This window comes from Streptococcus infantis (genome assembly GCF_019929665.1).
Lineage (GTDB): Bacteria > Bacillota > Bacilli > Lactobacillales > Streptococcaceae > Streptococcus > Streptococcus infantis_H.
Genome location: NZ_JAHZPZ010000003.1, coordinates 38,000 through 49,790, shown reverse-complemented (window position 1 = coordinate 49,790; position 11,791 = coordinate 38,000). Strand labels below are relative to the sequence as shown.

Below are 11,791 nucleotides of genomic sequence, written 5' to 3'. Positions count from 1 at the left end.
CTACGATTTTAGTTTTCATTTCTTATTGTTCTTGTTGGCCTTGTTGCCCTTGTTGTTCTTGATCTGCAACAGAACCAGTTGTTTGTGGTAAACGCCCATAAATATTTTCATACAAGACTACATTTGTCTCCAATTCGGTCACTTCTGGCTTATCCAATGAACGACGTAAAAGATTTTGCATCTCTAACATATGCTCAGATGTCACGATTTGGTAAGATATTCCGTCAATCATTGCATCCTCTCCACGTAATTGCTGAGACTCAATATTCTTAAAGGAATCTTGGTAGCCCATCAACTGAGGAATCGTTGTTGTCGTAATCTCGATATTTGTCTGCATGTTATCGCTAAGAGCCTTCAAAATTTCTTGATAGTGGCTGACACTATTCAAACTAAGAATTTTTTCAACAATCTTTTGGATGACTTCGCGCTGACGTTTCTGACGACCGTAGTCTCCCTCTGGATCCTGATAGCGCATGCGTGAATATACTAGCGCCTCGTCACCATTTAGGGTTTGTTCCCCAACACCGATAGAAATCGTGTTAAATGGTTCCTGGTCTTGGATAGAGATTGGGAAACCTAGAGTGTTGTTTACTGTGATACCTCCGACAGCGTCAACCATTCTTTGAAGACCGTGCATATTGACCATCACATATCGGTCAATATGGATATTCATCATTTTTTGAATGGTCGAAATGGCAAGCTCTGCCCCACCATCAGCATAGGCAGCGTTGAGTTTAGCTTCTCTAACACTACCATCTGGTTGTTGGATTTGTGTCAGAATATCACGTTCCAAACTCATCATAACGACTTTCTTGGTTTTAGGATTCACTGTTACCAAAATCATTGAATCACTATTTCCTGCCCATGGATCTGTACGTTCAACATTCCCCGTATCAACCCCCATCAATAGGATTGTCAATGGTTCAGTTGCCTCGATAACCTTGGTTTCTTCTCCGATTTGTTTATAAGTTTTGGCTAAAGTCTGTGTACTTTGTTGGTAGATAGTATAGGCATAAGCTCCCACACCAAGCACCGTCACAAGAACAAAGCCTAAAAACATTCCGATTATTTTTTTTGCCATATATTTATTCGTCTATCAGTCGACCCATCAGGTAAACATCAAGAAACTCTCCTCCTTCTATACAAGCGCCGCGTTCCTGCTGGCCTTCAATGATGAAGCCCAGCTTTTTATATAGATGAACAGCTGCCAGATTTCGTTTTTGAACTGTCAATTGTAAGCGTCGAATACTTCCGCTCGATTGGGCCCACTCAATAGCTTCTTCCATCAAGATACTACCAAGACCATTTCCCCAATAGGCTTTTTTGATACCCAAAAAGATATCTCCAATATGCCGAACTCGCGGACGTTGATCAGCCGTTATATTGATCACTCCTGCCAATTCTTCATTTAAATAAGCTAGTAAAGTAATCTGATTATCCGACTGGGCCTGCTTGTTAATAAAACGTTGCATCTCTGATTCACTCATTGCAATTCCATTTTCATCCAGACTGGTAAAACTAGATTCATGACCAATCTGATCCAAAAGTGCAATAAGTTCTGTAGCATCTTGGGCTTCTGCTTCACGAATTAATAAATCATACTCCATCTGTCAACCTCTGCAAGAGTTCTGCTGCTCGTTGACCGTGGGCATGAAAGACAATCTCGCGCCCCTCACCGTCTTTAAGAATTTCTAATTCCAGATAGTCTGATGGGAGAGCCTCGCCTAATAGGTGTCCCCACTCAATAACCGTCACACCAGAACCAAAAAGAAATTCATCAAGGTCGATTGAATCTGCATCTCCTTCGATGCGGTAAACATCCAAGTGATATAAGGGTAGGCGTCCTTCATATTCTCGAACAATGGTATAAGTAGGACTTTTGATTATTTGATGAATCCCTAGTCCTTTAGCTAGACCTTTTGTTAATGTGGTTTTTCCAGCACCTAATTCACCAGTTAAAATCAATACATCATTTTTTTCAAGTAGACTACCCAACTCTTGTCCAAGAGCGATTAGTTCATCTTCATTTTTTATGTGCATGTTATTATTATACCAAAAAGTTTTCTTTTGCGACATTTCTAGTAATAAAAAAAGAGGAGTTTCCTCCTTCTTTTTTAAAGTTTTTATCTTTAGTTTAGAGCCATGCTAATGTAGTTCAAGATGAACAGAGCGTCTAAAATCCAAATCATGACATGCACTTCCTTAACTTGACCTTTAACAATCTTCGCTAAAGTGTAAGTTAGGAAACCAACAGCAATCCCTTGTGTAATGGAGTAACTGAATCCCATAAAGATAGATGTGAAGAAGGCTGGAATAGCTTCTGACATATCATCCCAAGGAATGTTTTTCAAGTTAGAGAGCATCATAATTCCGACGATAATCAAAATTGGCGCTGTCGCAGCTGAAGGCACAATGGCAAGAAGTGGGCTAAAGAAGCTTGATAGAGCAAAACAGATAGCAACTACTAATGCTGTTAAACCAGTACGTCCACCAGCACCGATCCCTGCTGCTGACTCAATATAAGTTGTAACGTTTGAAGTACCTGCAATGGCACCAACTGATGTCGCCACCAAGTCAGAATATAGAGCCTTATCCAATTTAGCTGATTCATTGTTTTCACCACTTGATGCGATGATTCCAACTTTTTCACCTGTACCGATAAGAGTACCAATTGTATCAAAAATATCAGTCAATGAGAAGGCAAGAATGGCCATCAAGGTTTCAGGTAAACGTGAAGTATTTGAAATCAGAGAACCCAAACCTTCTGAACCAAGGGCTGCACCAAATAAAGTTCCTAGGTCATTAACTGCTGCTGAAAGATTGTTGCTAGCAAAATCGATTCCTGACAAATTAACAAGACCAACCGCAATCGCAAGGACTGTCGTTGTCAAAATAGAAAGAATGATTCCACCTTTAATACCTTTGACAACAAAGAAGATTGTAATGGCAAGACCTGCAATAGCTACCAATACTGCTGGAGTATTGAAATCTACCAATCCTGGAACAGCTGCTGCATTTGCAGTAATCGCTGCTTGAGCCTTATCTGCTCCTTCACCTGCTACAGTATAAGTCCCTGGGTCAATTGAGAATTTCAAGAGACCAGCATTCTTAATACCAACATAGGCAAGGAAAACACCAATACCAGCTGAAATTGCTGAACGAAGAGTTGCAGGAATAGACTCAATGATCATTTTACGAACATTGGTTAATGTGATAATCAGAGAAATGATCCCACAGATGAAAACCATACCAAGAGCTTCTTTCCAAGTATAGCCCATTCCGAATACAACCGTAAATGTAAAGAAAGCATTAAGTCCCATACCTGGAGCTTGTGCGTATGGCAAGTTAGCATAGAAAGCCATCATCAAAGTTCCTACTACAGAACCGATGATTGTTGCCAAGAATACACCCTGAACAGGCATTCCTGTTTGCGAAAGCATTTGAGGGTTTACAAAGAGAATATAACTCATTGCAAAGAAAGTTGTTAAACCAGCAAGCACCTCTGTACGAACATCTGTCCCGTGCTCTTTTAGTTTAAATAATTTGTCCATTTTTAATCTCCTTTGTCATTTTACGAACAATATGTCTATTATATCATTAATCATTCACATTTTCAAGCTATTTTTCTTATTTTTAAAAATTCTTAAAGGATATGATTCTTCTTATTTTTGCTTATAGTCAGCTTTTCTTTCAGCTTTTTGATATAATAGGAAACATCTTATCTGAAACTAAATTCGGGAGGATTTTATGACTAAAAAAATGATTGCCGTGGACTTAGACGGTACCTTACTTAATGGAGAAAGCAAACTCTCTGACTTTACAAAAGAAACCATTAAAAAAATTTCTAAGAAAGGCCACCATGTGGTTATCGCAACTGGTCGCCCATATCGTATGGCCAAAGATTTTTATGACCAACTTGAACTTGAGACTCCTATGATTAACTTCAATGGTTCACTCACTCATCTGCCAGGTAAGGTTTGGAAACATGAAAAGTGTCTGACTGTGGACAAAAAATACCTCTTGGATATCGTGAAACGAAAAGAGGAGATTGAGGCAGACTTTATCGCAGGTGAATACCGTAAAAACTTTTACATTACGGCTCCAGACAAGGAGATTGCCGACCCTAGACTATTTGGTGTTGAAAACTTCAGACCTGAAAATCAATTTAATCCTGAACTTGTCACCAAGGACCCTAACTGCATTTTATTTCAAACTCGCGCAAGTGACAAATATGCTCTCGCAGAAGAAATGAACAGTTTTTACAAGCATCAACTCAACATTAATACTTGGGGTGGTCCTTTAAACATCCTCGAATGCGCACCCAAAGGTGTTCACAAGGCCTTTGCCCTTGAATACCTTCTAAATGTCATGAATATAGACAGACAGAACCTGATTGCCTTTGGTGACGAACACAATGACCAAGAAATGCTCTCCTTTGCAGGTAGAGGATATGCCATGAAAAATGCTAATCCCGCTCTACTTTCTTTCGCAGACGAGCAATTACCACTAACCAACGAAGAAGACGGAGTCGCTCACTTTTTACAAGAGCAGTTCCTTTAATAAAAACTATCCCTCCATACTTTTTGGTAGAAAATAGCTACCTTAATCGTATGGATTTTTTATGCCAAAAATTGATTAAAGAAAAAAGGACCCGAATCCGTGTTAACGAGATTCAAATCCTTACAAAAGATGTCTATTTTTTTAGAACGATACGATCAGAAATTTCGCGATCCATATCATCAATGATCATTTGATTGCCATCAGCTACATAAACCTTGATATCATCTCCAATAAAGACTCTCTGACTTTCTGGTTCGAAGGTGACCTTTTTAATTTCCTGATCACCATCAGGCTCTACTTCCGTCCATGTTCCAGTATTACCAGTAACAACGAGAGTAATGCTATCTCCCTCATCTTGCCCTTTATAGGTCCCATCAATGTTGGTTACTGAACTAGCAGTCGAACTAGAAACAGTCGTTTCTGCTGGTTGAGTGGTCGTTACTTCCGTACTAGTACTTGCTTGAGTTGAAGGAGTTACTTGCTCTTTTGGCGAACATGCAACTAAGAGACTAAGACTTGCCAAAGAAGCAAGAGAAAGTGTGAATTTTTTTAGTGACATCATGTCTCCTTTCTTTTAGTGACTTAAAGTCAGAATAACCCTGCTGAGCCACCACACCTTCACTATAACAAATAAAGATTGGAGAGTCAATCAAATGACTCTGAGGCCATGATACAAGCTCGAACCTCAGATATAAAATAGAGAGAGCCTGTCACAAATAGCAAGTCTTTCTCTTGTGCAGAAGCTTCAAGATTATCTATAAATTCTCGATATGAAGCAATGCTTGTATAATCTCCAAAGTCTTGCTCTTCCAAGGAACCCTGATAGTCAAAACTCGTAACATAGAGAACTACATCAGGTAAATGCTCTGTTAAATAAGTAAGCATCCCACTATAATCTTTCCGCTTTAGCGCACCAAATAGAATTTGTGGCTGGTACCCTTGCTGGATTTTCTCTTGGATAAATTCAACCAAACGCTCTAGAGCTGGTAGATTGTGAGCCCCATCCAGATAGATGTGCTCAGTGACAGCTTCTAGCCTTCCAGCCCATTTAGTAGCTTGCAAGGCAACACGTACTGCTTCTTGATCTACTTTCTCGTCTCTTTGTGCCATAAATAGTAGGAAAGCCTGCAAGGCAAGAGCTGCATTTCCCTCCTGATAGGCCCCTTCCAAACCTAGTTTTAGTTGGTTCAGATTCGCAAGAGAAGAAGAAAAATGACCATTCTTGAAAGAAAAATCTTGGTAGGCTTGGTAGAGACTTACACCCAAATCAGTAGCTGTCCTTTGACAAACGAGTTGAGCTTCCTGTGCTAAATTTGCAATCACAGCTGACTTCCCGGGCTTAAAAATCCCTGCTTTTTGCTCAGCAATTGCTGTTAAACTATCGCCCAAGGTCTCCTGGTGATCGAGGCCGATTGATGTGATGATTGCAATTTCTCCTGTCACCACATTAGTGGTATCAAGAAGTCCACCTATCCCAACTTCCAGTAGGACCAAATCTACTTTTTGCTCTTTAAAATAAAGCAAAGCAATCAAGGTCAGCAACTCAAAAAAAGATAGCTGATCGTGGGTTTCTAAAAGTCTTTGCTCCATTGCTTTGACTTGATCTGCTAAACGAATAAAATCTTCGTCCGATATAGGCTCACCATTAATACAGATACGGTCATGGATACTGACAATGTGGGGCGAAGTAAAGGTGCCGACCGTTTTCCCATGGGCAACAAAAAGCTCCCTCATAAAAGCAATAGTTGACCCCTTGCCATTTGTCCCTGTCACATGGATAATTGGATAGGTTTGCTCAGGATTCCCCAGCAAATCCACCGCTCTTTGCATCCGTCCCAATCCTGATCTAAAATTCAAGCCAATCCGACTATGAAGCCATTTTTCTACTTCAATCATGCTTATCTCCTTAACAAAAAAGCGAAGATTCTCTTCGCTTTTTACTCATTTTGCTAGACACTAGCTAAATTTTATTTTAGCGTCAGGCTAAAAACGTCCACTGGACGTTCCAACTCTTTCCAGTTTCTGGGAGTTGGAGTAAAAATGTTCACTGAACATTTTTACTCCTCCATAAAGCTGTTGAAGACTTCTTCAATCATGTTCCATTCATCTTCTGAATCTTCAGGGATTGGTTGCAATTCACCTTCAGTTCCATCTTCATTTTCGATGAATGAGTATGCTTGGATTTCAACTTCGCCGTTTTCATCTTCTTCTGCATTAACTGGTACAAGAAGAACATAGTTTTTACCAAATTCTTCTTTTCCGTCAATAGTCAAAAGGATTTCAAATAAAGTTTCGTTTCCTTGCTCATCTACAAGTGTAATAAGTTCACGTTCTTCGTGATCGTGGTTGTGATCGTGTGACATAGTTTCTCCTCTGTCTTAAAATTTTCTATCTAAATAATTTTGCAAAATCAATTGAGCTGCTAATTTATCAATAACTTTTTTACGCTTATTACGACTAATATCTGCTTGCTCAATCAACATGCGCTCAGCAGCAACCGTGGTTAGGCGCTCATCCTGGTACTCCACTGGCAAGCCAAAGAGTTCTTCCAGTTTTGCTCCATAGGCTTGACTCGCTTCCACCCGAGGTCCACTGGTATTGTTCATATTTTTAGGTAAACCAACAACAAAGCGCTCTACCTTATAGGTGTCAACCAATTCCTTGAGTCGTTCAAAGCCGAACTCTCCTTGATCTTCATTGATTTGGATGATTTCGAGACCTTGTGCTGTAAACCCTAACGGATCGCTAATCGCTACTCCTACTGTTTTGGAACCAACGTCCAACCCCATAATTCTCATTAGTTATAGATCGACTCCTTGTCCCTTAAGGTAGTAGCGGACCAATTCTTCAACAATCTCGTCGCGTTCGTATTTACGGATTTGATTTCTTGCGTTATTGTAACGAGGAACGTAAGCTGGGTCTCCACTGAGAACATAGCCCACAATTTGGTTAATAGGGTTATACCCCTTCTCGTTCAATGAAGCATAGACTTCTGTCAATGTTTCACTAATTTCTTTTTTATTGGAATCATCCAATTTAAAACGTACGGTTTCTTCAGTAAATCCCATTCTAACACCCTCTTTCCTTAGAATAGTACTATTATAGCACATTCACAGCCATTCTACAAATGACACAGCCTGATTTTGCTGATTTTCTGTGACTTCCTTACTGGACAGTCGCGCCACTTGCAACTCGATTTTCAATATATTCTTCTGGTTCGTTTTTTAGTAGATTTTCTAATCCCACATTTTTTAAATATTCGCTTTCGCTTGCCTTTTTAACGTCTAGAACTTGAAAATCATAACTTGTTTTTGTTTCAATCTCGGTTTCACTTAAAAGATTGGTTTCAAGGTTAAATCCAGGAATTTTCCGTGCTTCTTGGACCGATTCATCCTTGTCTTCTCCTTCTTTCAAGGCCTTTTTTGCTTCCTCTAATCCATGCTCTGCAATAAAGTTCTTGAGGTCTTCTGAAACTTGTCGTTTTTGCTGAATCGTTAAGGTCAAGAACTGTTTGCCCTTATAGGTAATGGTCTGGGTTTGTTGAACCCCATTTTCGTCAGCAGGTAGAACAAGCGTCTTTGTTACAACTGTATTGTTATTGGCATTTTCTAGAACAGGCAAAGTTGATTGAAGAGCTTCTGTCGTTGTATCTTTAGAAGGTTCCGCAGACTCTTTTTTCTGTCCACAGCCAGCTAGCAAAAATAGGAGCGCAACTGTACCGATAACTATCTTCTTCATATTTATTTTTCCTTATTTATCTATCAAATAAGGCTAGGAGTCACTCCCAGCCTTTATGTTTTATAGTGCTGCACGTAAACGTGCTTCTGCATTTTCTACATTGCGGACAGAGCGTGGCAAGAAGGCACGAATGTCATCTTCTTTATAGCCAACTTGTAAACGTTTCTCGTCAACAAGAATTGGACTTTTTAGGATGCGTGGTGTTTCCATGATTAAATTAAGCACTTCATTGACACTCAAATCTTCGATATCAACTCCGAGAGCTTTAGCGTAGCGATTCTTTGATGATACAATGCTCGCAATTCCATTGTCTGTTTTTGTTAGAATATCTAATAATTCTTCTCTAGAAATTCCCTCTTTACCGAGGTTTTGTTCTTTATAACTTAACTGGTGGGCATTGAGCCAGGTCTTAGCTTTTTTACAGCTAGTACAACTTGAGACTGTATAAATTTTGATCATGTACCTACCCCTTTCGCTACATGTTACTATCAGTTTATTCTATTATACCATAAAAAACATCCGACTTGCGACCTATTTTTAAAAAAATTTAACTTTTTCCTCAGTTTTCTATCTTTTTTCTTGACAAAAACCGAACTATAACCATTCTTTGTACTTCCTAATGTAAAATTTCTTAATAACTGTGACGCTAAACATGTACAAGAAAATAATACAGGTTAGGAACAAGAAATAAGGAAGCCCTAATGGAGCTAAACGAAGAATATTTACTAGCGGTCCATAAGGCAGACTAGTTACGAAAATTGCGGCAACCAAGGTTGTCAAGATTACAAGCCAAGCTGGTCTGCTTTGTACAAAAGGAACTTTTGCCGTACGAAGCATATGGATAACCATAGTTTGAGACCACATAGATTCAATGAACCATCCTGTTTGGAATAAGATAATAAACTGAAGAGCAGATTCAGAATCATGAGCATAATGATAGCCTGTCACCAAAGGAACAATAATAAAGTAGAGGAAAATAAAGGTCAAAATGTCAAAGATAGATGAGATTGGACCCATCCAAACCATAAATCGCGTAATGGATTTTGCTTCCCATGTATGGGGTTGTTTTAGGAAGTCTTGGTCCACATTATCAAACGGCAATGCCACACAAGATAAATCGTAGACTAGGTTTAGGACAATGAGATGAACAGGAGCCATTGGTAAAAATGGCAGGAAGATACTTGCAACCAACAGAGAGAAGATATTCCCAAAGTTTGAACTAACGGTCATCTTGATGTACTTGGTCATGTTGGCGTAGACCTTGCGACCCTCAACGATACCTGTTTCAAGAACCATGAGATCCTTGTCCAGCAAAATAACATCCGCAGTTTCCTTTGCGATATCTACTGCTGTATCAACGGAAATTCCAACATCTGCCACCTTCATAGATGGGGCATCATTAATACCGTCACCCATATAACCAACGGCATGACCATTTTTCTTCAATTGTAGAATAATTCGAGCTTTTTGGTCAGGAGACAATTTGGCAAAGACTGTTACACTTTCAACCGCTTCTGCCAATTCTTGGTCTGTCATTTGGTCGATATCAGCTCCCAAAAGCATCCGCTCAACATCCAAACCAACCTTTTCACAGATGGCTTGGGTTACTTTTTCATTATCCCCAGTTAAAATCTTTGTTCTGACACCATGCTCAAGCAAAGCTTGAATAGCGGGTGCTGCAGATGGTTTTGGTGGATCCAAGAAGGCAAGGTAACCTGTAAGGATCATGTCACTTTCATCAGTCACAGCATAGGCATAATCTTCACGTAGACCTGATTTGTAGCCAACACCTAAGACACGCAAGCCTTGACGGTTTAATTGACCAACTTCTGCCAGTACTTCTTGGCGAATACCTTCCGTAATAGGGATTATTTCTCCACGATATTCCACATGTGTCGAAATGGTCAACATTTCTTCCAAGGCGCCTTTGGTCACCATACTAACAACATTGCTATCATCTTTGACGATAACACTCATACGTCTACGTTCAAAATCAAATGGTAGTTCGTCGATTTTTTGGAAGCTAGTATCCAAATTTTGTAGGATAACATGTTCCTTGGCTTCTTTTTCAGTTCTACTGATGATGGCACGGTCCATCAAGTTCTTCAAACCTGTTTGAAAATGTGAATTTAGATAAGCTCTTCTTAAGACCGCCATATCCAAATCACCATGGATATCCAAGGGATATTCTAAGACAATCTCATCTTGCGTTAGAGTTCCAGTTTTATCCGTACAAAGGATATCGATTGCCCCTAAGTCTTGGATAGCATTGAGTTTTTTGATGACTACCTTTTCCTTGGCCATGATAATGGAACCTTTAGCCAAACTAGCTGTAATAATCATCGGAAGCATTTCTGGTGTAAGGCCGACACCCACGCTCAAGGCAAATACTCCAGCCTCTAACCAGTCTCCATCGGTCAATCCATTTGCAAAAAACACGATTGGAACCATGACAAGCATCAAACGAATCAAGAGCCAAGAAATGCTGTTCATTTCACGTTCAAAAGAAGTTGGCTCATCATAGGTGTTGAGAGTTTGTTCGATGGCTCCCATCATGGTGTCATCACCAACCGCTAGGACCATAGCTGTAGCACTTCCTGAGATAACGTTTGTCCCCATGAATGCCAAAGATTCTGCTTCTAAGAGGCTATCTACATTTTGACCAGTGGCTTTATTTAAAGCTAGCTTTTCAACTGCATCACTTTCTCCAGTCAAACCTGACTGTTGAACGAAAAAGTCGCGGGATTCAAATAAGATAACATCTGCTGGTATCATGTCTCCCGCACTCAATTTCACGAGATCTCCCACAACCAACTCATCTATTGGCAACTCTTGTTCAAGACCATCGCGAATAACAGTTGCAGTGTTGACAATCATTTTTGAAAGATTGGTTGTCGCCTTGTCGCTCCGCAACTCTTGGACAAAACGGATGCCTCCTGAAATCAAAACCAAGACAACGATAATAATAGAGGTCGTAGGGTCCTCTTGGCCAGGTTTGGCAAGCCAGACGTTTGTAACGAGAGAAATAAAGGCAATTACAAGCAAAATGATTGTGAAAGGATTAATAATGGACTCATAAATCTTTTTAAAGATGGAATCCTCTTGACCCTTTGTGATGGTGTTTTCACCATATAGGTCACGGTTTTCTTCGACTTGTTCTTGGTCTAAGCCTTTTAGACTTGTATGGTAAAAAGCTAGACTATCTTTTAATGGAGTTTGAATAGATGCTGCTAGTCTTTCTTTTGTAGTTTTCATTGGTTTCTCCTATCTGTATGAATGGTGATTTCATACTCAATGAAAATCAAAGAGCAAACTAGGAAACTAGCCGCAGGTTGCTCAAAACACCGTTTTGAGGTTGTGGATAGAACTGACGAAGTCAGTAACACATATACGGCAAGGCGACGTTGACGTGGTTTGAATTTGATTTTCGAAGAGTATCATACACAGAGACCAATCACTTTATAGGGACAGAACGACACAAATCAGCGATTGG

The 11,791-nt window shown here is 39.8% G+C and carries 13 protein-coding genes; 1 reads left to right on the top strand and 12 read right to left on the bottom strand.

Translation table 11 applies throughout. From position 1 onward, the window contains the following. Nucleotides 1–22: 22 nt before the first annotated feature. From lytR to K1I61_RS05905, 4 genes are all read right to left on the bottom strand, one after another. A complete protein-coding gene (gene lytR / locus K1I61_RS05920; protein WP_223334105.1) occupies nt 23–1,081 on the bottom strand; it encodes a glycopolymer--peptidoglycan transferase LytR in 1,059 nt (352 codons plus the stop codon). Between the two features lie 4 nt (nt 1,082–1,085). Next, nucleotides 1,086–1,607, bottom strand: a complete 522-nt coding sequence (locus tag K1I61_RS05915; RefSeq protein WP_223334107.1) for a GNAT family N-acetyltransferase — start codon at nt 1,605–1,607, stop codon at nt 1,086–1,088. Beyond that, the gene (tsaE, locus tag K1I61_RS05910) at nt 1,597–2,040 is read right to left on the bottom strand and encodes a tRNA (adenosine(37)-N6)-threonylcarbamoyltransferase complex ATPase subunit type 1 TsaE (protein ID WP_223334109.1); all 444 of its coding nucleotides are present in this window, start codon (nt 2,038–2,040) and stop codon (nt 1,597–1,599) included. Before tsaE ends, K1I61_RS05915 begins: the two co-directional genes overlap by 11 nt. Before the next feature lie 89 nt (nt 2,041–2,129). Beyond that, nucleotides 2,130–3,551 (bottom strand): NCS2 family permease, encoded by a 1,422-nt coding sequence (locus tag K1I61_RS05905; RefSeq protein ID WP_036758137.1) that lies wholly within the window; start codon nt 3,549–3,551, stop codon nt 2,130–2,132. A gap of 196 nt (nt 3,552–3,747) precedes the next feature. On the opposite strand from K1I61_RS05905, the gene K1I61_RS05900 reads away from it, so the two are divergent. After that, the gene (locus K1I61_RS05900) at nt 3,748–4,560 is read left to right on the top strand and encodes a Cof-type HAD-IIB family hydrolase (protein ID WP_223334111.1); all 813 of its coding nucleotides are present in this window, start codon (nt 3,748–3,750) and stop codon (nt 4,558–4,560) included. Between the two features lie 133 nt (nt 4,561–4,693). Here the strand turns inward: K1I61_RS05900 and K1I61_RS05895 are convergent, their stop codons facing one another. The 8 genes from K1I61_RS05895 to mgtA all read right to left on the bottom strand — a co-directional run bounded on the left by K1I61_RS05895 (nt 4,694) and on the right by mgtA (nt 11,553). Beyond that, nucleotides 4,694–5,119, bottom strand: a complete 426-nt coding sequence (locus tag K1I61_RS05895; protein ID WP_223334113.1) for an SP_0198 family lipoprotein — start codon at nt 5,117–5,119, stop codon at nt 4,694–4,696. Nucleotides 5,120–5,205: 86 nt separating this feature from the next. Next, nucleotides 5,206–6,456 (bottom strand): bifunctional folylpolyglutamate synthase/dihydrofolate synthase, encoded by a 1,251-nt coding sequence (locus K1I61_RS05890; RefSeq protein ID WP_223334115.1) that lies wholly within the window; start codon nt 6,454–6,456, stop codon nt 5,206–5,208. A gap of 161 nt (nt 6,457–6,617) precedes the next feature. After that, on the bottom strand, nt 6,618–6,923 hold the full coding sequence (locus K1I61_RS05885; RefSeq protein ID WP_000017624.1) for a DUF1292 domain-containing protein: 306 nt from the start codon (nt 6,921–6,923) through the stop codon (nt 6,618–6,620). Between the two features lie 15 nt (nt 6,924–6,938). Next, nucleotides 6,939–7,358 (bottom strand): Holliday junction resolvase RuvX, encoded by a 420-nt coding sequence (gene ruvX / locus K1I61_RS05880; protein WP_006152930.1) that lies wholly within the window; start codon nt 7,356–7,358, stop codon nt 6,939–6,941. Between the two features lie 3 nt (nt 7,359–7,361). Continuing rightward, a complete protein-coding gene (locus tag K1I61_RS05875) occupies nt 7,362–7,628 on the bottom strand; it encodes an IreB family regulatory phosphoprotein (RefSeq protein WP_004250500.1) in 267 nt (88 codons plus the stop codon). 97 nt (nt 7,629–7,725) lie between these two features. Then, nucleotides 7,726–8,298 carry an SP0191 family lipoprotein gene (locus K1I61_RS05870; protein WP_223334117.1) on the bottom strand — a complete coding sequence of 191 codons (573 nt, stop codon included), beginning with the start codon at nt 8,296–8,298 and terminating at the stop codon, nt 7,726–7,728. A gap of 60 nt (nt 8,299–8,358) precedes the next feature. Then, nucleotides 8,359–8,757, bottom strand: a complete 399-nt coding sequence (gene spx / locus K1I61_RS05865; RefSeq protein WP_000591164.1) for a transcriptional regulator Spx — start codon at nt 8,755–8,757, stop codon at nt 8,359–8,361. A 135-nt stretch (nt 8,758–8,892) separates the two neighbouring features. Further along, nucleotides 8,893–11,553, bottom strand: a complete 2,661-nt coding sequence (mgtA, locus tag K1I61_RS05860; RefSeq protein WP_223334119.1) for a magnesium-translocating P-type ATPase — start codon at nt 11,551–11,553, stop codon at nt 8,893–8,895. Between the last annotated feature and the right edge of the window lie 238 nt (nt 11,554–11,791).

What these genes read in the sequence shown, in the direction of transcription:
- lytR (WP_223334105.1), bottom strand. Translation starts at nt 1,081, where the DNA reads ATGGCAAAAAAAATAATCGGAATGTTTTTAGGCTTTGTTCTTGTGACG.
- K1I61_RS05915 (WP_223334107.1), bottom strand. Translation starts at nt 1,607, where the DNA reads ATGGAGTATGATTTATTAATTCGTGAAGCAGAAGCCCAAGATGCTACA.
- tsaE (WP_223334109.1), bottom strand. Translation starts at nt 2,040, where the DNA reads ATGCACATAAAAAATGAAGATGAACTAATCGCTCTTGGACAAGAGTTG.
- K1I61_RS05905 (WP_036758137.1), bottom strand. Translation starts at nt 3,551, where the DNA reads ATGGACAAATTATTTAAACTAAAAGAGCACGGGACAGATGTTCGTACA.
- K1I61_RS05900 (WP_223334111.1), top strand. Translation starts at nt 3,748, where the DNA reads ATGACTAAAAAAATGATTGCCGTGGACTTAGACGGTACCTTACTTAAT.
- K1I61_RS05895 (WP_223334113.1), bottom strand. Translation starts at nt 5,119, where the DNA reads ATGTCACTAAAAAAATTCACACTTTCTCTTGCTTCTTTGGCAAGTCTT.
- K1I61_RS05890 (WP_223334115.1), bottom strand. Translation starts at nt 6,456, where the DNA reads ATGATTGAAGTAGAAAAATGGCTTCATAGTCGGATTGGCTTGAATTTT.
- K1I61_RS05885 (WP_000017624.1), bottom strand. Translation starts at nt 6,923, where the DNA reads ATGTCACACGATCACAACCACGATCACGAAGAACGTGAACTTATTACA.
- ruvX (WP_006152930.1), bottom strand. Translation starts at nt 7,358, where the DNA reads ATGAGAATTATGGGGTTGGACGTTGGTTCCAAAACAGTAGGAGTAGCG.
- K1I61_RS05875 (WP_004250500.1), bottom strand. Translation starts at nt 7,628, where the DNA reads ATGGGATTTACTGAAGAAACCGTACGTTTTAAATTGGATGATTCCAAT.
- K1I61_RS05870 (WP_223334117.1), bottom strand. Translation starts at nt 8,298, where the DNA reads ATGAAGAAGATAGTTATCGGTACAGTTGCGCTCCTATTTTTGCTAGCT.
- spx (WP_000591164.1), bottom strand. Translation starts at nt 8,757, where the DNA reads ATGATCAAAATTTATACAGTCTCAAGTTGTACTAGCTGTAAAAAAGCT.
- mgtA (WP_223334119.1), bottom strand. Translation starts at nt 11,553, where the DNA reads ATGAAAACTACAAAAGAAAGACTAGCAGCATCTATTCAAACTCCATTA.